This window comes from Hyalangium versicolor, from assembly GCF_020103695.1.
In the GTDB taxonomy this organism is placed as follows: Bacteria; Myxococcota; Myxococcia; order Myxococcales; family Myxococcaceae; genus Hyalangium; species Hyalangium versicolor.
This window is the reverse complement of sequence record NZ_JAHXBF010000001.1, coordinates 686,860-709,617: the sequence shown is the minus strand read 5'-3', so window position 1 is coordinate 709,617 and position 22,758 is coordinate 686,860. Positions and strand designations below refer to the sequence as shown.

The window sequence follows — 22,758 nt, the reverse complement described above, 5'->3', positions numbered from 1 at the left end:
CCACGTAATACAGGCCCGGCGTGGGGCCTGTGGAGACTGCGACATCCATCCCCTGCGCGGGAGTAGAGCATCCCCAGAACAGTCCTGGATCCGTGTTGGTTCTCACCATTTCACGGATGGCGGCCGCTGCGGCAATCGCGGCCTCCGCCTCGATGGCAGGGACGATGAGCTTGACCGATTGCTCGTCTTGCGCGGTCTCCGGCCACTTCACCTCTCCCTTCCAGGAGGCAGCGGGCCTGATACAGCCAGGCAGTATCGCTGCGAGTACAGCCAGTGCACACACCTTGATCATCTCTTTCCTCCATCGCACCCAGCAACAGAACTCTGGGCGCTGCGTTCCATATCGAGGCACGGTCATACCGTGCCCAGTGAGGTTGCCTGGAGCGCAGTGACCGAGAGTGACCCAGCGAGAATTGGCATTGCTCCGCTGTTGGGCCTCACCCGTGGGAAACCAACGAGGGAGTCGCCGTCTCCAGCGACATCGACCGTCGAGCAGTACTCCGTGGACAGACCAACGATGGGCTGTTGCGCCGCCCAGTCACACACCTTGGCGCCCGGGAGCTTGAGCAACGCGTCCTCAGCCGGGTTGTGGGGCGAGTCGGCGAAATCAGGCCGCGCGTGAATAGAACTCGTCCAGCCAGCCGCCCTCCAGATCGTACATGATCTTCAGCGTCCCCGAGAGAGCGCGACCGGTGTACTTCCCGTCTTGGAAGGTGGGATTGAGGACGGACTTGACCAGGAAGTACCCGCCGCCGCGAACCTCGGGGTTGCGAACCAGCATTTTCTCCACAACGTGGACTCGAGTCTCTGGGGGGAAAACGACCGCCTCGCCATCGACGTCGAGTCGACGCCCCACAGCATTGAAAAACTCCTCCACGTCGCAGCGAACCTTTTCGTCCGAGAGGTGCGCGTCGAGCCCGGTCATCACGTATGTCCAATCCATGGTGACTTTGTCCTGCACGTAATATCACCGCTCAATTCACCTGGAAGACCTGAATGCACTCGCTCAGGCGTGCGCTTCGATTCCCATGGACTCATGATTCATCTCATACGAGATCCTTTTCTGGCTGAATGTCGTCCAAGCCTAGTTCCTCCAAAGTGATCCCAAAGGCATGAGCTTGTTGCTGCATGAGGGAGATGACTTCGTGAAATGCCATCAAACGTCCAAGCGTAAATGCACGTTCGTCCTCCGGTGCAGTTCTACTCTCCTCCTTGGCTTCTAGTGCCTTCTCCTTGAGAAGGATGCCTAGATCGCGAAGATAGAGATCGACACTCATGTCGGGCCGCTCCCTAGGGCTTTCTTCAGCAGCCCTTCGAGGATTTCCAACTGCTCAGTCTGCCGCTGGATATCCGATGGCCATTTCTTATCAATCAATGCGTTCTGCTGCCTTGGGTCCAACGATTTCCAGTTGGGAATGTATTTCTCCGGGTTGGCGATCTTGTCTTTGTGTTCTGCGATCTGCTTCTTGAGTGAGTCAATGCCCCTACGTAATTCGCCGGGTGGCTTCCCCTGGTAGTTTCTCATGAAGCCTGCATGTCGTCCTCCGGCCTCAGCGATTTCCAATGCTCCCTCTGAGGTGCCCCCGCCTGAGATTGTCTTCCCTGCTGTCATGGCGACCGCCGTGGGAGCCAGGGTAATTGTGATGGTGCCATCGGCGGAAACTGCAACCGCGCTCACCTGTCCTATCTCCGAAAGTGTGAGGCGCAGTTGTGAGGACCCCAGCGCCGCCGCCTCCGTGAAGCTGGGCAGCATCGCCAGCCTTGAGGCCAGCCATGCCGAGCCCCCTGCCATGCCGTGGCTCACCACCACCGTCACCGCCAACACGAAGACGCGGGCCACCTCCGGCCCCACACGGTTCGCGAAGCGCTTGCTGGCCCGCTCCAACTCCTCCCAAGTGGTTGCCCGGTCACTGGCCCACTTCAACTCCCGGCTCGCATCCACCAACTCCAGGAACGTCTCCACTCCCAGGTAGATCAACAGCGCCGCCGACACGACCGCCGCCGCCTTGGTAAACACGGGCTCGGGGTTGGCCGCCAACACGGCCCAGGTGATGAGCCCCGTGGCGATCACCGTGTAGAAGAGCTGGGGGGCCAGCGTCTTCTCCACCGCCTTGGCGATACTCTCCTTGAGGGGATCGAGCGACAGGCCCAGGGCCACCCCCAGCTTGTCCCACTTGCTCAGGCCCATCACATCATCGAGCAGGGAGAGGCAGCTTTCCTTGCGCTGGCCCGGCTCGCAGATGCCGCCGAAGCTCTTGCTCATCAGGCTCTGCCAGCGCGCATCCGAGGCGTCGCTCGGATAGGAGGCGCGCACCAGCCCACCTTGCTGGGGTGGACGGAGGGTGAGGGGCGCATTCAGTACCCACTGCGTCAACGCTTCCTCGAACGCTTCGGCGCCCACCCTCACGGACTTGTTCGAGGTCGGCGGCCTGTACTCGATGGGCGCCTCCTGGCCCGTGTCGAGGCATACCACTCGCTGCGAGGCACACGCATTGAGCAGCGCCAACAGCACGACCGCTACGGTCAGACGAGATGCCATGAGACGCCCTCCTGAGCGAGGAGTTTTCCAGTCTACGGGAACGTCACACCCGTGACGATGATGCTCCGGGTCCCCCCCGCATCCCACAATTTGAGCGTGAAGCTGCCACGGCTCTCTGCCTCCGTGGCGTCCGCTTCGATCACCACGCGCCGGTCCTTCACGTCGTAGCTGAGGGGCTCGGCTTGCCAGGGTGGGTACACACGCAACGGGCGGCGTCCTGGCCCCACCAATTCCGCTCTGACCACTCGTAAGGGCTGCGTTCGCGTGATGCCATCCAGCCACATCATGACAGCCACCGTGCGGTTGGAACGATAGCTGTAGGCCCGAACCACCTCGGCGGCATTCCCAGGGTGCATCCCGATGCTCAAAGAGATGTGCTTGCGGGCGATCCCCTCCTCATTCATGAGCCCGGTAGCCACCAAGCCCGTGAGTCGCCCGGGACTGTCCTTCTCGGCGAGCAGGCTCTTGTTGTCCTCCTGGCACTGGTGGAGCTGGGTGTCCTTCTCCTGCACTTCCTGCTGGTAGGACTCCAGGGTGCGCTTCTCGCGGTACACCTCCACGAGGGGCTCCACCTGCCCGGGGGACACCACCAGCCAGAAGGCCGCGCTCGCCGGAGCCTCTTCATCCTTGAAGCGGACCATCAGCCGGAATCGCTCTCCCGGCGTGACACGGCCCGAAGGAACCAGCCGAAGCACGGTGTTGCTCACCTCCACCACGGTGAAGCGCTCCCGTCCGTCCACGGCTACTCCATGACTGAGGAGCTCCGCGCCGTAGAAGAGGAACACGGTGGACAGCTCGGGACCGATGCACAGCTCGGGCACTTCTCCGGTGGGCTCCGTCTTCAGCTCGATACGCCGTGTCCCCGTTTCGCAGGGGACGGCTCGCGGCTGCGCGGTGGCTGTGGCGCCCACGAGGAGCGCCAGCGCCAAAAGAGCGGCGGGGGACGAGTTGAACACGGAACAGAACCTCCTGAGTGGGGACGCGGCTGAGCGTCCTGGGAGGTCGCCTCTACCACGCCTTCCCTCTCGAGAGCGTCACTCGCTCCGGGAGCCCCGCCCGGGTCAGCGTCCCTGGAAGCGATCCACCGCTACCACCCTCCCAGTATTCCCCACACTCGCCGTGTCGGCCGTCGAACCACTCTCCATCTTCATTCCACGGTCGTGCTCGGCGTCCGCCAACTCGAAGCAGACAGGCCAGGTGCGGGTGCCATCCCTCTCTTGTACCAGGGTAAACCGCCCGTAGACGCGCTCCGCCCCAAAGATGAGTCGCCCCTTCAGGATCGGGTTCGAGGGCAGGTTGTCGAATGGCTTCCCGAGGAGCCTCATGCTGCTCCCCCCCTCCCTCACGGACATGATCCGGCCCACCGGTCCGGGGGTGAGCACCGCATCCGCTTCGTCGCCGATGTTGATGCCCAGTCCAGCCATGGTCTTGAGAGCGCCGGGAGGACACGACTCGGAGGGAGGCTCGGGGCGAACCTGGGGCCCCGTGCAAGCCGCTGTGATGCAGGCACCCGTGGCAATGGCCCTGCCCACGGGACCGAGGCCCTTCTGCTGCTTCTGCTGCTTCTGCTGTGGGTCTTTCATGGAAGCCTCTCCCTGCTCGGTAGCTTCCGGCGGCTTCCAGGGCGGCGCCACTTTCCTGCCTACCTTCCAGGTCACCTCCGGCGCGTCCTCGAAACGCCAGGCGCGCGGCTCTCCGCCAGTCCCAGCGGCGAACGGTGGCGGGCTGGCGGTACGGGACGAGGCCGCCCAAAACCAGACCCCGCCTCCCCCCACAACCCCCGTGAGGATCAGCCCCGCCACCACCAGCCATGGGACGCGCCTGGCCCGCGATGCTGGCTGCCGCTCCCTGGCGCTCGCAGGTGACGGCGGAACTTGATCGGGCGCCGAGACCGGGGCCACGGGCGCAGGCGGCACGGCCTCGACGGAGAGGACGACAGGGGCCTCAGGTGGAGCGGCAAGGGCCAGTGCCGCCATGGCTGGCATGGGAGGGCTCGCGGCGGGAGAAGAGCCAGGAAGAGCGCGAGGAGGTGCGGCGTCTTCAACTGCTGCGGGAGCTTCACCCTCCACCACCACAAGAGGGCGCACGCCTCGCCGGGGCCGCGCTTCGGCCTCTCGCGACGCCTTCAGGTAGTGCGCCACCTCGTCTGCCCCGGGGCCCAGGCGCGTGGTGAGGGTGTGCACGCTGAAGACTTCACACAGCGGCGCCTCCCAGATTGCCTCCTGTCGTTCCAGCACCGCCGAAAGTGCCTCGCACAGCTCCTGCGCATCCGCGGGGCGCTCCTCGGGCTTCTTCGCCAAGAGCCGCAGGCACAGCTCGCTCAGCTCCACGGGGACCCGAGGGTTGAGGAGGTGGGGAGGCGTGGGCGCCTCGATCAGGACGGGGTCCACGTCCTTCCGCTTCCTCACGTAGAAGGGCCTGCGGTTCGTCAGCAGCCAGTAGAGCACCACCCCCAGCGCGTACAAGTCATCCGAGGGCATGGAGCGGTAGTGCGCGCCCGGTACGCCCTTGTTCTCCCGCTCGAAGCGCCAGGCCTCGGGGCTGCGATAGTCCGGCGTCCCTGGCGGCAGCAAACCCCCGGTCCGCCACCCGGCTTCCTCGTCGCCCCCCACACCGAGGTCCACCAGCACCACCTCGCCGGAGGAATCGCGCACCAGGATGTTGGCTTCCTTCACATCCCGGTGGATCACCTTCTCCCCATGGAGGGCAACGAGCGCCCGCGCCACGCCCAGCACCTTGCGCACCGCCTCGCGCGCCGAGGGGTTCTCGGTGCTCACCCACACGTCCAGGCGCCGGCCCGGCACGTACTCCATGACGATGACGAAGTAGCGGGGGGCCTTGTCCGGCCACTGGCCGTGCCCCAGCAGGCGCACCACGTGGGGGTGCTGAACCTTCGCCAGGTTGAGCAGTTCCCGCACGGCCCACTCCCCTACCTCCTCCAGCGGCAGCAGCTTCAACGCGTAGAGCTCACCTCCCCGCCGCGCAAGGAACACGGTGCCGAACCCTCCCTCGCCGAGCTGGGCTTCCACCACGTAGCCCCCCACATCCGTTCCGGGTGACACCTCCGGAACACCCTCCTCCTCGCGCCCGCTCATGGGCGGACTCCCGACGGCCCCTCGCTCAGGAGCGGCGGCGCAGCCGGAGTGATGGGAGCAACCTCGCGCATGGACTCAACCTCCTGGGTAGTGCGCGACGCTACCAGAACAGAATGCGGAATCATCCTCGGGATGCGCCTCTCTTGCGGATGACAGGCCGTGGAGCGGCGGGCCAGGACCGACGCATTGGGTCTACTCGCCCGTCAACCCTTGGAGTATAGAGCCCCGCAGCCGCCTGGGTGCGGTGCTCAACCCCTCCTCCACCGAGGGTCATCCATGCCGGAACTCTTCACATCTCCATGGCCCCGGGGGTTCTTGTTTTCAAGGGTTCTGGGGTGGGCGTGGGCACTCACCCTGGCGCAGCGGGGGACGCTGGGGGAGATGGCGGTGACGCTAACGGGCTCGGACACGCGCCAGGACAAGGAGTCGCTGTCTTCAGCGACCTAGAGTGTCGCGCACCACGGGCCAACACCTCGCACTTCAGCAGGCCGCGAATTTCTGCATCATTTTCCTTCTCATCGGCTCATCCACGTTGAAGCGGATCTGCTCGGCCCCACTTCAGTGAATTTGCGCGACTTGCCCACTCACCTCATCTTGCCACTGAACGCGACGTAGCCCGTTATCAGCGTGAGTCCCTTCACAACGCCACCGCTACCCTCAAGGACAAGTCGTGCCCATGCACCCGCGTCTCTGCACACTCGCCCCTCTGCTGCTGCTCTGCCTCGCAGCCTGCACCTCTCCACCCTCCCAGCCCACCGGCTCCGTCCAGTTCGCCGCCTCCACCCAGCAAGCCCTCACCTCCAGTGAAGTCACTCGCGTCAAGGTCACTGTCTCTGCCGCGGATATGTCCCCCCTGGTCGTCGAGCTGGCCAAGTCCAATGACTCGTGGGGTGGCCTCATCGGCAACATCCCCGCCGGCTCCAACAGGGCCTTTCTCGCTGAGGCCTTCGACTCCTCCAACACCAAACGCTTCCAGGGTCAGGCTTCCAGCATCACTATCACCGCCAACCAGACCACCGCGGTGGCGATAACACTGCAAGAGATTGCTCCCCCTCCTCCCTATGCCAACGAGGCTCCCGTCATTGACTCGCTCGTGGCCTCCTCCACTTCCGTCCAGACAGGGGCCTCTCTCTCACTGACCGCCACGGTTCACGATCCCAACGCGGGCGACACCTTTACCCTGGCGTGGACAGGCACCGGCGGCACTTTCTCTGCTCCCTCTGCTTCGAGCACCTCGTGGACAGCCCCCTCCTCCGTGGGCGTCCAGACCCTCACCCTGACGGTGACGGATTCTCAGGGCGCAGCCGTCTTCGTCTCCCTCGCCGTCAACGTGGTCTCTGGTGTCTCCACCGGCAACGCCGCCGTCAACATCTCCTTCAACCTCTTCCCCGTCGTCTCCAAGGTGTCGGCCTCTCTCAACCGCCTGGACGCAGGGCAGTCCACCTCTGTCTCCGCCACCGCCTCGGATGCCGATAGCGATACCCTCTCGTACCAGTGGGCTGCTACCTGTCCAGGCACCTGGACCAACGCCACCTCGAGCTCCGCGTCCTTCGTTCCCTCTTCTGTTCCGGCCAGCACCTGTAACAACTGCCAGCTCACCGTCACGGTTCAGGACGGACGCGGCGGGCACACCACAGGCTCTCTCAACCTGTGCGTCGCTTCCTCCTCCACCACTCGCTTCGCTCCCCTCTTCACCAACTTCTACCAGTCCGCCACCTCCACCGCTCCAGGCCAGACGGTCTCCTTTGACGTCACCGCCCTGGACCCTCAGTCCAGTTCCCTGACGTTTACCTGGAGTGCCACCACGGGTTCGCTCGCCACCGCCCAGAACACCGTCACCACCAGCCACATCGTGTGGACGGCGCCCTCCTGCACTCCGTCGGGTGTCACTTCCATCGTCACCGCCACCGCCTCCAATGCCTACGGTCTCTCATCCTCTCAGGCCTTCTCTGTTTCCGGCCTGCCGACGTGCGCCACAGGCTGGACCACCGCAGGCGCCTTGAACGCAGGGCGCCACATCCACACCGCTACGGTGCTCAACTCCGGGAAGGTGCTCGTCACGGGCGGTGGCGGCGCTTCCGCCACCCTGGCCTCCGCCGAATTGTACAACCCCGCCACCAACTCCTGGTCCGCCGCTGGCTCCATGAGCCAAGCCCGCACCAGCCACACGGCCACCCTGCTGCCCTCCGGAAAGGTACTCGTGGCGGGGGGCTCCAATAACGGCACCTACTTCGCCTCCGCCGAGGTGTACGACCCAGCCATCAACTCCTGGTCCTCCGCCGCGCCCATGGCCACGGCCCGCCACGACTTCACCGCAACCCTGCTCAACTCCGGCAAGGTGCTCATCTCAGGTGGCTACAACGGCAGCAGTCTCACCTCCGCGGAGCTGTATGATCCCGCCACCAATACCTGGTCCCCCGCTGGCAGCATGGCCATTCGGCGGGCTGCCCACATCGCCACGCTGCTGCCCTCGGGCAAAGTGCTCGTCGCAGGAGGGGCCATCGCCAATAGCATTGGCACCGCCTCCGCGGAGGTGTACGACCCGGCCACCAACTCCTGGTCCTCCGCTGGCGCACTGTCAGCGGCGCGCTTCAACGCCGCCGCCACGCTGCTCAACTCCGGCAAGGTGCTTGTCATGGGCGGCTACGGAGCCCCCGGCACCGGGGACTTGTACGATCCGGCCACCAACTCCTGGTCCTCCGGGGGCACCATGCTCTTGGGGCGCTTCCAGCACACCGCCACGCTGCTGCCCTCCGGAAAAGTGCTCATCACGGGCGGCTACAATGGCGCCGCCCATACCGAAGCAGAGTTGTACAATCCAGCCACCAACTCCTGGTCCGCGACCGCGGCCATGGCGACGGCTCGCGTGATCCACACCGCCAGCCTGCTGCCCTCCGGAAAGGTGCTCATGGCGGGCGGCTACAACGCGGCCGGCGTAACCACCTCCGTAGAGCTCTACACGCCCTGAGAGCGCTACCTCCGGGCAGATGATCCCTTCGAGGTTCCCCGCCCTCTCCTGCCGCAGCCCTCCGCGGCGGGGGGGATGGGGAGCTGTTTGTCTTTGATGCCTCTCCCTCTCACTCCCTCTCACTCGCAAGGACGAGCCATGTCCAGAATATCAAGTCTCTGCCGTCTCCCCACTGTGCTGCTGCTCTGCCTTGCGGCCTGCTCCTCTTCTCAGCCCACCGGCTCCGTCCAGTTCGCCGCCTCCACCCAGCAGGCCCTCTCCGCCAGTGACGTCACCCGCGTCAAGGTCACTGTCTCTGCGGCGGATATATCCCCCCTGGTCGTCGAGCTGGCCAAGTCCAATGGCACCTGGGGTGGCCTCATCGGCAACATCCCCGCCGGCTCCAACAGGGCCTTTCTCGCCGAGGCCTTCGACTCCTCCAACACCAAACGCTTCCAGGGTCAGGCATCCGGCATCACCATCACCGCCAACCAGACCACCGCGGTGGCCATCACCCTGCAAGAGATTGCTCCTCCTCCCCCCTATACCAATGAGGCCCCCGTCATTGACTCCATCGTGGCCTCCTCCACCTCCGTCCAGACGGGTGCTTCCCTCTCCCTGACTGCTACGGTTCATGATCCCAACGCCGGCGACACCCTCTCCCTAGCCTGGACGGCCTCCAACGGCTCCTTCTCGGCTCCGTCCGCGGCCACCACTTCGTGGATGGCTCCTTCCTCTGTGGGAGTGCAAACCCTCACACTCACCGTGACGGACTCTCAGGGCGCGGCTGTCTCTGTCTCTCTCGTCGTCAACGTCGTCTCCGGCGTCTCCACCGGCAACGCCGCCATCAACATCTCCTTCAACCTCTTCCCCCTCGTCTCCAAGGTTTCAGCCTCCCTCAGCCGCCTGGATGCCGGCCAGTCCACCTCCGTCTCCGCCACCGCCTCCGATGCAGACGGTGATGCTCTCTCCTATCAGTGGACCGCCACCTGCCCGGGCTCCTGGACCAACGCCACCTCGAGTTCCGCATCCTTCGTCCCCTCCTCAGTCCCGACCAGCGCCTGTAACAACTGCCAGCTCACCGTCACGGTTCAGGACGGACGCGGCGGGCACACCACGGGTTCTCTCAACCTGTGCGTCGCCTCCTCCTCCTCCACTCGCTTCGCACCCCTCTTCACCAACTTCTACCAGTCCGCCACCTCCACCGCCCCAGGCCAGACGGTCTCCTTTGACGTCACCGCCATGGACCCCCAGTCCAGTTCCCTGACGTTTACCTGGAATGCCACCACAGGCTCGTTGGGCACGCCAGCCAACAGTGCTTCCACCAGCCGCATCACCTGGACGGCCCCCGCCTGTGTCTCGGCGGGCATGACCCCTGGCATTACCGCGACCGTCATCAACGCCTTCAACGTCACGGCCACGAAGAGCTTCGAGGTGACGGGGCTGCCTGTCTGTGCCAACTCAGGTTGGGCCTCGACGGGCTCCATGGCCGCGCCTCGCCGCATCCACACGGCGACGCTGCTGCCCAACGGCAAGGTCCTTGTCGCGGGGGGAGTCGGTAGCGGCACCCTGGCGACGGCGGAGGTCTACGATCCAGCCTCGGGCTCCTGGAGCGCAACAGGCTCCATGGCCGAGCCTCGCTACTACCACACGGCGACGCTGCTGCCCTCTGGCAAGGTCCTCGTCGCGGGGGGATTCAGTGTGAGCGGCCGCATCGCGACGGCGGAGGTGTACGATCCAGCCTCGGGCTCCTGGAGCGCGACAGGCTCCATGGCCTCGCCCCGCAGCCAGCACACGGCGACGCTGCTGTCCGACGGCAGGGTCCTCGTCGCGGGGGGAGTCAGTGGCGGCTTCACAGCGACGGCGGAGGTGTACGATCCCGCCTCGGGCTCATGGAGCACGACAGGCTCCATGGCTGAAGCTCGCGGGAACCACACGGCAACGCTGCTGCCCTCTGGCAAGGTCCTCATCTCGGGGGGCACAAGCAGTAGCGCAACCCTGGCGACGGCGGAGCTGTACAATCCTGCCTTGGGCTCCTGGAGTGCTGCCGCCTCCATGGCCTCGCCTCGGCATTTCCATGCGGCGACGCTGCTGCCCAACGGCCAAGTGCTCGTCTCGGGGGGAACCAACCAGAGCAGTGCCCTGACGACGGCGGAGCTGTACGACCCGGCCTCGGGCCGTTGGAGCGCGACAGGCTCCATGGCTGAATCTCACTACCAGCACCCAGCGACGCTGCTGAACAACGGCCATGTGCTCGTCCATGGCGGAAGCGCCAGGCTGGCGGAGGTGTACGACCCGGACCTGGGCACCTGGAGCGCGGCCGGTTCCGTGGCCTCGCGTGCCTACCAGCACACGGCGACGCTGCTGCCCAACGGCCAAGTGCTCGTCAATGGCGGCACCAATGGCAGCAACGACCTCTCGACAGCGGAACTGTACACGCCCTGAGCCCTGCGAGTCATTGGCTTCCAGACCAGACACACGGCGGGCCTGCCATACGAGGCTCGCCGCTTCACTCGTTTCCACCCTGAAGGGCACGCCTTGCCAATCCATCCCCGTCACTCGTTCCTGGCCGTACTGCTGCTGCTCTCCCTTGCCGCCTGCTCCTCTCCGCCCACAGGCTCCGTCCAACTCGTTGCCACCGCCCAGCGGGCGCTCTCCGCCAGTGACATCACCCGCGTCAAGGTGACCGTCTCCGCCTCGGATATGCCTTCCCTCGTCGTTGAATTGGCCAAGTCCAACGGGACCTGGGGCGGCCTCATCGGCAACATCCCCGCTGGCTCCAGCCGAGCGTTCCTCGCCGAGGCCTTCGACTCCTCCAATACCAAGCGTTTTCAGGGGCAGACTTCCGGCGTCACCATCTCCGCCAACCAGACCACCGCTGTCGCCATCACCCTCCAGGAGTTGGCTCCCCCGCCTCCCTATGCCAATGAGGCTCCAGTCATTGACTCGCTCGTGGCCTCCTCCACCTCCGTCCAGACGGGGGCTTCCCTCTCTCTGACGGCCACGGTTCACGATCCCAACGCGGGCGACACCCTCACCCTGGCGTGGAAGGCGTCGGGCGGCACCTTCTCCGCTCCCACAGCCGCAACAACCTCCTGGACGGCGCCTTCGTCCGTCGGCGTTCAAACCCTCACCTTCACCGTGACGGATTCCCAGGGCGCGGCCGTCTCTGTCTCACTCGTCGTCAACGTCGTCTCCGGCGTCTCCACCGGCAACGCCGCCGTCAACATCTCCTTCAACCTCTTCCCCGTCGTCTCCCGGGTCTCCGCTTCTCTCAACCGCCTGGATGCGGGCCAGTCCACCTCCGTCTCCGCCAACGCCTCCGATGCGGATGGCGACACCCTCGCCTACCAGTGGGCCGCCACCTGCCCGGGCACCTGGACCAACGCCACTTCCAGTGCCGCCTCCTTCGTCCCCTCCTCCGTTCCATCCGGCGTGTGCAACAACTGCCAGCTCACGGTCACCGTCCAGGACGGGCGCGGCGGACAGAACACGGGCTCTCTGAGCCTCTGCATCGCCACCTCCTCCACCAACCGCTTCGCTCCCCTTGTCACCAACTTCTACCAGTCGGCCACCTCCACCGCCCCGGGCCAGACGGTGACGTTTGACGTCATCGCCCTGGACCCTCAGTCCAGCTCGCTGACGTTTGCCTGGAATACCAACATCGGATCTCTGGCCGCAGCGCAGAACACCGCCACCACCAGCCGCATCGTGTGGACGGCCCCAGCCTGCACGCAGTCGGGCGTCACTCCCACCGTCACCGCTACCGTGACCAACGCTTACGGACTCTCAGCTTCCAGTACCTTCACGGTCTCCGGGCTGACGGCATGTGCGGTCAGTGGTTGGTCGGCAGCCAGCGCCATGTCCTCGCCACGCGCCCGCCACACCGCCACCCTGCTCTCCTCTGGAAAGGTGCTCGTCACGGGGGGCTACAACGGCAGCACCTCTCTCTCCTCCTCGGAGGTGTACGACCCGGCGACCAACACCTGGTCCTCCGCAGGCTCCATGGCCTCAGCCCGTTACTTCCACACCGCAACCCGGCTTCCCTCCGGCAAGGTGCTCATCACGGGGGGCACCAATGGCAGCAGTGCCGTCTCCTCCGCGGAGCTGTACGATCCGGTGACCAACTCCTGGTCCTCCGCGGGCTCCATGGCCTCGGCGCGCTACGAACACACCGCGACCCTGCTCAGCTCCGGCAAGGTGCTCATCACAGGGGGCTGGAATGGCAGCACCACTTTCGCTCAAGCGGAGGTGTACGACCCGGCCACCAACTCCTGGTCCCCCGCAGGCTCCCTGAGCGCGGCCCGATATGAATTCACCGCCACCCTGCTCAGCTCCGGCAAGGTGCTCGTCGCGGGGGGCTGGAATAGCAGCGCTCAACTCTCCTCCGCGGAGGTGTACGACCCGGCCACCAACTCCTGGTCCCTCGCAGGCTCCCTGAGTACGCCCCTCGGCTTCCACACCGCCACCCTGCTCAGTTCCGGCAAGGTGCTCGTCGCTGGGGGCTATTACATCATCGCCCGCCCCTACACACAGGTGTACGACCCCGCCACCAACTCCTGGTCCTCGACCGTCTCGATGACCTCGCCCCGATCTGTGCCCAATGCCACTTTGCTCTCCTCCGGCAAGGTCCTCGTCTCGGGAGGAGACAACTCAAACGGCAATCTCTCTTCCACGGAGCTGTACGACCCCGCCACCAATTCCTGGTCCGCCGCTGGCTCCATGTCCGCGGCGCACTACGCTCACACCTCCACCCTGCTCCCCTCCGGCCAGGTGCTCGTCACGGGGGGCGTCTATGGGACGACGTCCCTCTCCTATGCGGATCTCTACACGCCTTGAGTCAAGGAGTGGCCCTGTTCGCATTGGCCGAGCATCGTAAATCTGTTGAGTCTCTTCTCACTGGAGCCTGTCCCTCCCGGAGCGGGGGGCTCGCAGGCTGCAGCATTCTCGGCGTGCCTGTGGGTGTGGGCACTCACCCTGGCGCAGCAGGGGGCTGTGGGGGAGTTGGCGGTGAAGCTGGAGAAGGAACAGCCGCAGGCGTAGGGGCAGGCGCGGGCGGAGGAAAAGAGGCTGGTGGTGGCGCCGATGCGGGCGTACCGGTGCCCGTATCCAGTGAGGGACCGGCTGGTGAGGGTGTTGGCTCGGGCGAAGGAGGGCTCGGGGAGGGGGCTGAAGGCGGCCGTGCTGGCGGGACTGGGGCCTCGGCTACTACCTCGCCTTGGGGAGTGACTGCGTACACATAGTACCAGTCGAGCACGCGCCCGCTGGGGCCACCGCACCGATCAAAACGTTGGCCCAGCACGACGTAATACAGGCCCGGCGTCGGACCCGTGAAGACGGCGACATCCATCCCCTGCGCGGGACTGGAGCATCCCCAGAAGAGTCCAGGATCCGTGTTGGTTCTCACCATTTCACGGATGGCGGCCGCTGCGGCAATCGTGGCCTCCGCCTCGGTGACAGGGACGATAGTCTTGATCGATTGCTCGTCTTGCTCGGTCTCCGGCCACTTCACCTCTCCCTTCCAGGAGACAGCGGGCCTGACACAACCGGGCAGCATCGCTGCGAGTGCAGCCAGTGCACACACCTTGATCATCTCTTTCCTCCATTGAACCCGGCACCAGAGTTCTGGGGGCTGCGTTTCATAATCCGTCCCTCATGGCTTGAGTTTCTTCTGCCCGATCGTCGCCCCAGGCCAGGTGTCTACTCGCTCAACAGTTGCAGAGATCCATCACGACATCGAGGCGCGGTCGTGCCGTGCAGAGTGGGACGGTTTGGAGCACAGGTACCGAGAGTGACCCAGCGCGACTTGGCATTGCTCCACTGTTGGACCTCGCCCGTGGGAAACCAGCGGAGGAAGATGCGCGTGCCGTCCTGGCGCTCGGCCACCAGCGCTGTGGCCATCTCAATGGCCGTGTTCTTGTAGCGGGCTGGAGCCGGGTTGCCCGGCCACAAGCGAACTTCCGCCATGGCCACGAGGGGTTTGAACGCGTCCGTTGGCCATGTACCGAGATCATCCGATGAGGGCGGCGCGGCGCACAGATGGTTGTGGACGTACCCCACGATCCACACCTGAGAGGGAGGGTAGTCGTCATCCTTCACCGCGAAGAACGGCCTGCATGTCTTGTGGCTTCCCGCGACGGGCTCGGACACCCGCCAGGACAGGGAGTCGCCATCTCCAGCCACATAGACCGTCGAGCAGTACTCCGTGGACAGGCCCACGATGGGCCGCTGCGTTGCCCAGTCACACACCTTGGCGCCCGGGAGCTTGAGCAGCGCCCGCGACATCTCGAAGCAAGGAGATGGGGATGGAGGTGTCCCCCGTGGGCATCTCGACAGCGGGCACTTCCGACCACGGTCCGCGAGGGACGGGCGCATCTTGCGCCGTCATGTTGGCCGGGGTCGGACTCGCGCATGCTGCTCCCAGGAGGAGGAGCAGAAGCAGAGATTTCATGAACGCCTTCTCGCGAAGGGAGGACGTGCCCAAGCAAGGAAGTACGGCAAGCCTACTCACACGGGCAAACGGATTGCCACAGGATGCCCCCTGGCTCGAGGAGGACCCCGACTACGGGATTGTCGCTCGGCCACGGGCAGCAAGACCGGCTGTTCCCGAGTGAACGGCGGGATGGCAACGGCCCCGAACAACGTTGAGCCGTGTCGTCCCCCTTGCAGCGGGGCTCAGGGCCCGCTATAGGGGGCACCCATCGACGGCCAGGTAGCTCATCTGGTTAGAGCGGCGGTCTCATAATCCGCAGGTAGTCGGTTCAAGTCCGACCCTGGCCACAGGCCCCGTCCCCGGTTGCTCGGGGGCGGGGCTTTTTGTTGGCCGCCTACTGCTTCTGCCACACCCGCACGTAGTCCACGTACATGTACAGCGGGAAGTCCGCCTGGTTCGGCTGCGCGTTCCCCGTGAACTGCCCGCTCAAGGCCAGGTTCAGGATGATGTAGAACGGCTTCCGGAACTCCTCCTTGCTCGCCGCCGTGATGTCCACCGTGTGCACAGGCGTCGGGTGCGTCTCGCGATCCACGTACCAGCGGATCTGCGTCGAATCCCACTCGATCGAGTACAGGTGGAACTGCGTCACATCCCCCACGTAGATGTTGCTCGGCTGCTGGTTGTTCAGCCCGTCACCCCACGGGTACAGCCCCGTCCGCGAGTCCCAGAACAGGTTCTGGTACGTGTTCGCCTCCCCGTTCTTGTGCTCCATGATGTCGATCTCGCCGCAGCTCGACCAGTTCGTCGCCATCACGTCGTAGTAGCTCGTCGGCGCCGCGTAGTTGCTCGTGTAGCCGTCATCGCACGCCGTCCCCATCATCCAGAACGCCGGCCACGTGCCGATCTTGTTCGGCATCGCGATCCGCGCCTCGATCCGCCCGTACGTCCACCACTTCTTCCCCTTCGTCGTGATGCGCGACGAGCGCTGGTACCAGTTGCGGCCCCCCACCACCAACGGCGACGTCGTGTAGTCCGCCCGGATCACCAGGTTGCCGTTCTGCTGGTACGCGTTCTCAGGCCGGTACCACTCCCACTCGCCGTTGCCCCAACCCACGAAGCTCCCTTGGTTGTAGCCATTGCCCACGTGGTAGTTCCAGTTGGCCGAGCTCGGTTGGCCCGTCCCGCTGAACGTGTCTTCCCACACCACCGTCCAGGTCCCCGTCCCTCCGCCTCCGCCCCCTCCACTCCCCGTCATCGTGAACTGCGCCCACGCCGTATCCGTGGCTCCGCCGCTCGAGTTCCCGATCGTGAAGAAATAGCGAACCGTCGCGCCGCTCGGCACGCCCGTCACGTCGTACGTGTTGTTCGTGCCGCTCACCGCCATCCGGAAGTTGAGCTGCGTGCCCCCGTTGATCTGGTAGTGCAGATCCGCCCAGGGCGCGCCGTCCACGTTGAACCGGACGCTCGACGCTGACGTGATCGTGTACCCCGACGTGGCCGCCCAGGCCTCCGTCGTACACAACACCGCCAGCGCTACCGCCATACACCGCGCCGCGAGCACTCCCTTCAATCCAACTGTCTGGCTTCCTCGCATCGGACCCTCCCTCGTATGAGCGGCTCAATCGAGCCGACTCGGTAATTACGGGGACGGACTGTAAAGCGGGCTTTCCTGGGAACAGAAAGATGCCGTGAAAGCCCGTTCACGGGGCACGTTGCGATTGTCGACTTGTCGTCAGATTCCTGCCCTCGAGGGCTGGTCGGTCTGCTGCTGCGCCGCGATGAAGGCCCGATACCAGTGCGCGCTGTCCTTCAGCACGCGCCGCTGCGAGCCGTAGTCCACGTACACCAGCCCGAACCGCTTCTGGTAACCCGACGCCCACTCGAAGTTGTCCATGAAGCTCCAGGCGAAGTAGCCGCGGACATCCACGCCCTGCCTGCGCGCAGCGTTCATCGCCCCGAGGTGCTGCTCCAGGTACGCCACCCGCTGCGAGTCGTGAACCTCGTCGCCCTCCAGCCGGTCGGCGAACGCCGCGCCGTTCTCGGTGATGTAGATCGGCGGCAGCCGGTAGTCGCGCCCCAGCCGCACCAGCAGGTCCGTCAACCCCTGCGGATAGATCTCCCACCCCATGTCCGTGAACCCCTGCTCCCCCGGAGGCCGCGCGTGGGGATCCTCCGCGTGGCAGAAGTTCCGCATGTAGTAGTTGATGCCCAGGAAATCGAGCGGCTGCTGGATCAGCGCCAGTTCCTCGGGCGTCACCTTGGGACGATCCGACCCGAGGTGTTCGAGCACGTCCGCCGGATAGCTCCCACGGAACAACGGGTCCATGTACCAGCGCAGCGACAGCCCGTCCTCCAGGTGCGCCTTCGCCCGGTCCGCCGCCACGTTCCGAGCCGGATAGCTGGGCGACAGGTTCAGGACGATCCCCAGCGGCACTCGCGGCACGAGCGTGCGCAGCGCCTGCACCGCCAAGCCGTGCGCCACCAGCAGGTGGTGAGACACCTGCATCGCCAGCTGCCGATCCTTCAGGCCCGGCGCGAAGATGCCCTTCTCATGGCCTAGCGTCGCCACCACCCAGGGCTCATTGAACGTGCAGAGGCTCTCGACGCGATCCCCCAGCCGGCGAGCCACCACCTCCGAGAAGTCGGCGAAGCGCCGGGCCGTGTCCGGGTTCCCCCACCCGCCCTCGTCCTGCAGCGCCTGCGGCAGATCCCAGTGGTACAGCGTCAGGTGCGGCTTGATGCCTCGCGCCCGAAGGCCATCCACCATCCGATCGTAGAAGTCGAGTCCCTTGGGATTCGTCGCCCCTCGTCCCGTGGGCTGGATCCGCGGCCAGGCCACCGAGAACCGGTAGGCGTTGACTCCCAACGTCACCAGCAGATCGAGGTCCTCCTCCAGGCGATGGTAGTGATCACACGCCACATCGCCCGTGTCCCCGTCTGCGGTGTTCCCGGGCACGCGACTGAAGGTGTCCCAGATGGACGGGCCGCGCCCATCCTCGAAGGCCGCGCCCTCAATCTGATAGGCGCTTGCAGCAACACCCCACTGAAACTCACCGGGAAGCAGATTCGTCGGCATCGTAACTCCTTGTCCCCTCCAGGGGTTTTCCAAGGATGTCACGTTTGTCGCAAATTGAAAGCGCTTTCCCTTCCTCGGGCCCGACGAAGGCCGGGCGCCTCAGGGCCCGCGCCGACGCAGGGTCGACTCGCGAACAATCACCTGCAGCGGGATGTGAGGAATGGAGACGGGCTCGCCCTGGATCAATCCCAGCATCGCGTCCCCGGCGATCTTCCCGAGATCGTACGCCGGCTGGCGCACGGTGGTGAGCGGCGGCGTGGTGTAGAGCGAGGACGGCAGATCATCGAAGCCGATGATGGACACATCCTCCGGCACGCGGATGCCCTTGCGGTACAGCGCGAGCCGAGCGCCGTAGGCCATTTGATCATTGGCCACGAACAGCGCCGTGAAGTTGAGGCGGCTCTCCAACAGCTGGTTCACCGCCAGCAGGCCGCTGGTCTCATGGAAGTCGCCATAGGTGATCAGCCGCTCTTCCACCGGCAGCCCGGCTTCCGTCAGCGCCCGGCGGTAGCCCGCGAGCCGATCCTGAGCATCGACGTTCACCTCGGGGCCGGAGATATGGGCGATGCGGGTGTGCCCCAGATCCAGCAGGTGGCGGGTGGCATCGTAGCCAGCCTGCTCGTTGTTGGCCTGGATGCTGACCACGTTGGTCCCCTGCAGGTTGCGCCCGGTGATCACCAGCGGCAGCCGCGCCGCGTAGCTCAGCAGCGCGGCGTCGTCGATCATGCCCGTCAGCACGATCACCCCGTCCACGCGGCGCGCCGCCAGCAGCGACATGCACTCGGTTTCCTTCTCCTTCTTCCAGTGGCCGCTCACGAACAGAGGCGCGTAGCCCGCCTTGGCCAGGCTGTCCTCGATGCCCTTGAGGGATTCGTTGAAGAAGGGGCTGGCGATGTCCTGGGTGATCACCCCCACGGACATCGAGCTGCCGCGCGCCAGGCCCTGGGCCATGACGTTCGGGCGATAGTCGAGATCCGCGATGGCCCGCTCCACGGCCTGACGCTTGCTCTCCCGCACCCGGGCGGTCCCATTGAGAATCCGCGACACCGTACTCGGGGAGACTCCGGCACGACGTGCAACTTCCTCCAACGTCACAGGCGATGAACCACGGCCATCCATGGGCAGACTCCATAACACAACGTGAGCGTGAGAGCGCTCTCAAAGCAGGACAGCCCGGAGGCTAACCTGACAGGTGAAGGCTCTGCCAGCCTACCCGCTCACCTGGGCCGCGGGCTGGGCCTCGATCCCCAGCGCCTCGTGCGCGAAGCGGAACATGCGCTCCTTGAGCTGCTCGAGGGCCTCGCGAGGCTGGCGCCCTGCACGGTCCGCCGCGTCCTCCAGCTTCTCTTTACAGCGCAGGTCCACACAGAGGCACACCCCCACCCGGCGCTTGTTGTTCACGTCCGTGGTGAGCAGGCCCACTTCGCTCGCCGAGCCGTAACTGTGGCACCAGTCGCAGATCCGAGAGGACATCGCCCCGCTGTCCGTGGTGTCGCGACGGAAGATGATTCCAATGGGCTTGCGGCTGCCCGGCGCGGTGAACACCAGGTACACCCGCGCCCCAGACGTCTCCGTCCACGCCAGGTAATCGCGCACGAAGAGCGGGAAGGTCACCTCCGCAGGCATCTCGATGACCCTGCGGTCACGCGGCCGGAAGGACTCGATCAGCACGCGGTCGGTTTCGAGTCGGAACACAGCGGCTCCTTGGCAGTAGAGACTGTCCCTAACAGGCGGACCGGCTCGATTCCACCTCGGCATCCAGGAAGCCGAGCCCTCGTCGGCTCACTCACTCCCTCAGTAAACCCAGGTCTCCACTCCGCGCCCGGGTACCAGCTCGTCCCGCTTCACGTGCTCGTGCCCCGTCGCCTTGCCCAGCTCCAGCAGCGACTTGAGGCGCAGCAGATCGTCGTCCATCTGCTTCTTGGGATCGGCGCCCAGCAGCTTCGCGAACGCGTGCCCGATGACGCCCGCGGGCGGGTTGTACGAGAGCCGGATGTCCAGCCGCGTCCGCCCCTCCCCCGCGTCCTCGAAGCGGATGATGCCCTCGTTCTCCACCATCGCGCCCTCCACGCTCCTCCATGCCAACAGGCGCCCGGACTCGATGCGGGTGATGACCGCGTCCCACTCGAAGATGATCCCCGCCGGGCCGCGCACCTTCCAGTGCGAGTGGCCATCCTTGAACATCCGCACGTCCTCCACGTGGCTCATGAAGCGCGGGAAGTTGTGCATCGCCTGCCAGAAGGCGAACACCTCGTTCACCGGCGCGTTCACGCAGATGTCCTTCTGGAACGACAGCGCCATGGGCCCCACTCCCACGCCCATGAGACGCTTGAGCTCCAGGTTCATCACGCCGCGCAACCCCAGCAGCAGCCCCGCCCCTGCCAGCAGCGGCCTCAGACCCCCTCGCCGTGACAGCCCATAGCCCAGCAGCCCCACCCCACCGAGCCCCGCGATGAACCGCGCCGTCGGTGACCAATGGTGCTGCAGCAACTCCGGGCGATCGCCCAGCCGGCTCACCCCGCCTTGAAGATCCGGATGACTCCCCGCCTCGGTATGGGCCTCCAGGGCGTCATCGATCTCCAGCACACCCCGCACCTTCCGGATGCGCGCGAGCACCAGCTTCACCTCGCTGGCCAGGATGGGCCCCGCCATCGCTACCGTCCCATGGTCGCAAGCCACCCGGATGGCACCGGGATGCGAGCAGACACGCCCCAGCGCGGATCGAACCCGCGCCTCCAGCGTCACGTCGTCCACGTCCTCCGCTTGCAGCCGGCCCCGGAGCTCGAAGAACAAGCCTCGCGAGCGGTGCGCCATGTCCCGCGCCACCACCTCCAGCCCATCCCCCACCCCACAGAGAACGTGCCAGGCCTTCTCCCGAACCAGGGCCCGGCGCCACCTGCCGTTCCTCGGATCCGCCCAGTACATCAGCCCTGCCCCAAGCCCCACGCCACCGAGTGCCCACGCTGCCCTGGTCATCGCCTGGCCTCCTTTGTGTCCGCCTACTCAACGTGAAGGCGACATGGCCCCCGAGCAGCAGCCGAGGGAGGAACGCCTCCAACGCCCGCTTCTGTCCGAAGGCCTGGTTGCCCACCAGCCAACTGTTTTTTTGACGGGACGCCGGGTCGACCTCCTAATGCCAGCCCACAGGCCAGTAGCGGTCTGTAGCAGCTCGCCCAGGAGGCCCCTGATGCAGGATGGCAACATGAGCCCGCTGAGCAGCGCCGACACCACTTCGGCGGCTCCGCTCGATTCCGGTGAACGCCGCGCTGGCCCCGAGGCCGACGTCGTCTCCACCCACGTCCTCGTCTCAGAGGAGCAGGTGCACAAGCTGCGCGAGCTGTCCCGCCGCAGCCGCATCGCGCAGAGCGAGTACCTGCGCGAGGCCGTGGAGGATCTGCTCGCCAAGTACGGCCGCAACGGGACCGAGCCGTGAACACCGTCCCGGACACGCGCCCCGCCCGCGAGATGCTGCCTCCCGGGCTCTTCCGGGAGCTGCCGGGCATGAGCGCCACGCTGCCCCCGGCGCCCGCCGAGCCGCCCTCGTCCATCCGAGCCGCGATCGTCCGCTGGCTCAACGAGGAGCTGTAGTTCCGCGAGTCACGGCTCCCCTCACGCGGTGGGAGCCGAGGCCTCGCCTTCCTTGTCCAGCTTCGTGGCGATGTCCTTGAAGGACATGTGCCCGATGGACAGGAGGATGAGGCCGAACGCAATCTGCTGCACCGTCTGGCACAGCCACAGCACGTTGGCGTAGGCCAGCCCGCTCTGGTCGACGACCGCCGCGGGCAGGAAGAGGCCCAGACCCACCTTCATCGCCGCCTGGAAGGTGCCCATCATCCCAGGCGCCGCCGGGATCATCAGCCCCACCACCAGCACGGTCATCACCACATAGGCCTGGAACAGGCTGAGGCTCATGGGCTGGCAGCTCGCATCCGCGCCCACGCAGCCGAAGGCCCGCGTGAGCAGCGCCATGCCCGCGCCATTCAGCCCCCAGTACAGCAGCGTGAGCAGGAAGAAGAACGTGAGCTGCTTCGCGTCCGGGAGCTGGCGCATCGCGCCCACGAAGCCATCCACGACGTCCGCCATCTTGTGGGCCAGCCCCGGCGAGATGCGGCCCACCGTGACTCGCACCAGCCCTACCGCCTGATCATGCCGCCAGCGCGCGAAGAGCAGGAAGGCCAGGCCGCCTCCGAAGATGGCGAACATCAGCGTGGAGCCCAGCTTCACGTACCGGAGCCCAGCGGACTCCCCGGGGATGAAGAAGAGCAACACCCGCAACAGTGTCGCCACCAGGAGCCCATCGGTGATGCGCTCCAGCACCACGGAGGTCATCGCCGCGCTCCGACGGATGGAGCTGCGCTGGGCGATGAGGAAGGGGCGCGCGAACTCGCCCAACCGGAACGGCAGCACCAGCAGCATCATGAAGCCGATGCCCGAGGCCTCGTTGAGCGGCTTGAACGGCACCCGCTCCAGGCCTGACAGCAGGCAGCCCCACCTCAGCGTCCGGCAGATGTGGATGAGGGTCAGGACCCCCAAGTACGGCAGCACGTAGGAGTAGTCCGCCGAACGCAGGCTGGCCCATTGGGCCTTGAGATCCGTGTTCCGGAACGTCCACCACGTGAACAGGAGGGTGACCAGCAGGCTGGCCACGAGCTTGAGGGCACGCTTCAC

Annotated in this window: 17 protein-coding genes, 1 tRNA gene and 1 pseudogene; 7 read left to right on the top strand and 12 right to left on the bottom strand. The window is 65.8% G+C overall.

The window, feature by feature from the left end; genetic code table 11:
* Window positions 1-607 precede the first annotated feature (607 nt).
* The 5 genes and pseudogenes from KY501_RS02445 to KY501_RS02425 form a co-directional block, all read right to left on the bottom strand.
* Window positions 608-961: a hypothetical protein gene (locus KY501_RS02445; protein WP_224360776.1), complete on the bottom strand. Its 354-nt coding sequence runs from the start codon at window positions 959-961 to the stop codon at window positions 608-610.
* A gap of 85 nt (window positions 962-1,046) precedes the next feature.
* A complete protein-coding gene (locus KY501_RS02440) occupies window positions 1,047-1,277 on the bottom strand; it encodes a hypothetical protein (protein WP_224360774.1) in 231 nt (76 codons plus the stop codon).
* 326 nt (window positions 1,278-1,603) lie between these two features.
* Window positions 1,604-2,539, bottom strand: a pseudogene (sitA5, locus tag KY501_RS02435) (SitA5 family polymorphic toxin); the annotation flags it as partial.
* A 32-nt stretch (window positions 2,540-2,571) separates the two neighbouring features.
* A complete protein-coding gene (locus tag KY501_RS02430; RefSeq protein ID WP_224360770.1) occupies window positions 2,572-3,495 on the bottom strand; it encodes a DUF2381 family protein in 924 nt (307 codons plus the stop codon).
* Between the two features lie 105 nt (window positions 3,496-3,600).
* The gene (locus KY501_RS02425; protein ID WP_224360768.1) at window positions 3,601-5,634 is read right to left on the bottom strand and encodes a serine/threonine protein kinase; all 2,034 of its coding nucleotides are present in this window, start codon (window positions 5,632-5,634) and stop codon (window positions 3,601-3,603) included.
* Between the two features lie 676 nt (window positions 5,635-6,310).
* Here KY501_RS02425 and KY501_RS02420 point away from each other — a divergent pair.
* From KY501_RS02420 to KY501_RS02405, 4 genes are all read left to right on the top strand, one after another.
* Complete coding sequence (locus KY501_RS02420; protein WP_224360766.1) at window positions 6,311-8,602, top strand: Kelch repeat-containing protein; 2,292 nt, start codon at window positions 6,311-6,313, stop codon at window positions 8,600-8,602.
* Window positions 8,603-8,740: 138 nt separating this feature from the next.
* Window positions 8,741-11,026 carry a Kelch repeat-containing protein gene (locus KY501_RS02415; protein ID WP_224360765.1) on the top strand — a complete coding sequence of 762 codons (2,286 nt, stop codon included), beginning with the start codon at window positions 8,741-8,743 and terminating at the stop codon, window positions 11,024-11,026.
* Between the two features lie 93 nt (window positions 11,027-11,119).
* The gene (locus KY501_RS02410) at window positions 11,120-13,420 is read left to right on the top strand and encodes a Kelch repeat-containing protein (RefSeq protein ID WP_224360764.1); all 2,301 of its coding nucleotides are present in this window, start codon (window positions 11,120-11,122) and stop codon (window positions 13,418-13,420) included.
* Window positions 13,421-13,465: 45 nt separating this feature from the next.
* Window positions 13,466-13,624, top strand: a complete 159-nt coding sequence (locus tag KY501_RS02405) for a hypothetical protein (protein WP_224360763.1) — start codon at window positions 13,466-13,468, stop codon at window positions 13,622-13,624.
* A 657-nt stretch (window positions 13,625-14,281) separates the two neighbouring features.
* Here the strand turns inward: KY501_RS02405 and KY501_RS02400 are convergent.
* On the bottom strand, window positions 14,282-14,866 hold the full coding sequence (locus tag KY501_RS02400) for a hypothetical protein (RefSeq protein ID WP_224360762.1): 585 nt from the start codon (window positions 14,864-14,866) through the stop codon (window positions 14,282-14,284).
* A 421-nt stretch (window positions 14,867-15,287) separates the two neighbouring features.
* On the opposite strand from KY501_RS02400, the gene KY501_RS02395 reads away from it, so the two are divergent.
* Window positions 15,288-15,361, top strand: a tRNA-Ile gene (locus tag KY501_RS02395).
* 47 nt (window positions 15,362-15,408) lie between these two features.
* Here the strand turns inward: KY501_RS02395 and KY501_RS02390 are convergent.
* From KY501_RS02390 to KY501_RS02370, 5 genes are all read right to left on the bottom strand, one after another.
* A complete protein-coding gene (locus KY501_RS02390) occupies window positions 15,409-16,608 on the bottom strand; it encodes a glycoside hydrolase family 16 protein (protein WP_224360761.1) in 1,200 nt (399 codons plus the stop codon).
* Window positions 16,609-16,746: 138 nt separating this feature from the next.
* Entirely contained in the window at window positions 16,747-18,090 is a 1,344-nt protein-coding gene (locus KY501_RS02385) for a GH1 family beta-glucosidase (RefSeq protein WP_224360760.1), read from the bottom strand.
* A gap of 99 nt (window positions 18,091-18,189) precedes the next feature.
* Complete coding sequence (locus KY501_RS02380) at window positions 18,190-19,209, bottom strand: LacI family DNA-binding transcriptional regulator (RefSeq protein WP_224360758.1); 1,020 nt, start codon at window positions 19,207-19,209, stop codon at window positions 18,190-18,192.
* Between the two features lie 90 nt (window positions 19,210-19,299).
* Window positions 19,300-19,785 (bottom strand): FBP domain-containing protein, encoded by a 486-nt coding sequence (locus KY501_RS02375; RefSeq protein WP_224360756.1) that lies wholly within the window; start codon window positions 19,783-19,785, stop codon window positions 19,300-19,302.
* 99 nt (window positions 19,786-19,884) lie between these two features.
* On the bottom strand, window positions 19,885-21,066 hold the full coding sequence (locus KY501_RS02370; RefSeq protein ID WP_224360754.1) for an SRPBCC family protein: 1,182 nt from the start codon (window positions 21,064-21,066) through the stop codon (window positions 19,885-19,887).
* A 211-nt stretch (window positions 21,067-21,277) separates the two neighbouring features.
* Between KY501_RS02370 and KY501_RS02365 the strand changes: the two genes are divergently transcribed.
* Together KY501_RS02365 and KY501_RS02360 are read left to right on the top strand one after the other, a co-directional pair.
* A complete protein-coding gene (locus KY501_RS02365) occupies window positions 21,278-21,523 on the top strand; it encodes a ribbon-helix-helix domain-containing protein (protein WP_224360752.1) in 246 nt (81 codons plus the stop codon).
* Window positions 21,520-21,678 carry a hypothetical protein gene (locus KY501_RS02360; protein ID WP_224360750.1) on the top strand — a complete coding sequence of 53 codons (159 nt, stop codon included), beginning with the start codon at window positions 21,520-21,522 and terminating at the stop codon, window positions 21,676-21,678. The genes KY501_RS02365 and KY501_RS02360 overlap by 4 nt, the downstream gene beginning before the upstream one ends.
* Before the next feature lie 21 nt (window positions 21,679-21,699).
* Here the strand turns inward: KY501_RS02360 and KY501_RS02355 are convergent, their stop codons facing one another.
* Window positions 21,700-22,758, bottom strand: a complete 1,059-nt coding sequence (locus tag KY501_RS02355; RefSeq protein WP_309242943.1) for a lysylphosphatidylglycerol synthase transmembrane domain-containing protein — start codon at window positions 22,756-22,758, stop codon at window positions 21,700-21,702.

Excerpts from the sequence above, each read along its gene's own strand:
- KY501_RS02420 (WP_224360766.1), top strand. The coding sequence starts at position 6,311 with ATGCACCCGCGTCTCTGCACACTCGCCCCTCTGCTGCTGCTCTGCCTC.
- KY501_RS02385 (WP_224360760.1), bottom strand. The coding sequence starts at position 18,090 with ATGCCGACGAATCTGCTTCCCGGTGAGTTTCAGTGGGGTGTTGCTGCA.
- KY501_RS02425 (WP_224360768.1), bottom strand. The coding sequence starts at position 5,634 with ATGAGCGGGCGCGAGGAGGAGGGTGTTCCGGAGGTGTCACCCGGAACG.
- KY501_RS02400 (WP_224360762.1), bottom strand. The coding sequence starts at position 14,866 with ATGTCGCGGGCGCTGCTCAAGCTCCCGGGCGCCAAGGTGTGTGACTGG.
- KY501_RS02390 (WP_224360761.1), bottom strand. The coding sequence starts at position 16,608 with ATGCGAGGAAGCCAGACAGTTGGATTGAAGGGAGTGCTCGCGGCGCGG.
- KY501_RS02370 (WP_224360754.1), bottom strand. The coding sequence starts at position 21,066 with ATGACCAGGGCAGCGTGGGCACTCGGTGGCGTGGGGCTTGGGGCAGGG.
- KY501_RS02380 (WP_224360758.1), bottom strand. The coding sequence starts at position 19,209 with ATGGATGGCCGTGGTTCATCGCCTGTGACGTTGGAGGAAGTTGCACGT.
- KY501_RS02440 (WP_224360774.1), bottom strand. The coding sequence starts at position 1,277 with ATGAGTGTCGATCTCTATCTTCGCGATCTAGGCATCCTTCTCAAGGAG.
- KY501_RS02415 (WP_224360765.1), top strand. The coding sequence starts at position 8,741 with ATGTCCAGAATATCAAGTCTCTGCCGTCTCCCCACTGTGCTGCTGCTC.
- KY501_RS02365 (WP_224360752.1), top strand. The coding sequence starts at position 21,278 with ATGCAGGATGGCAACATGAGCCCGCTGAGCAGCGCCGACACCACTTCG.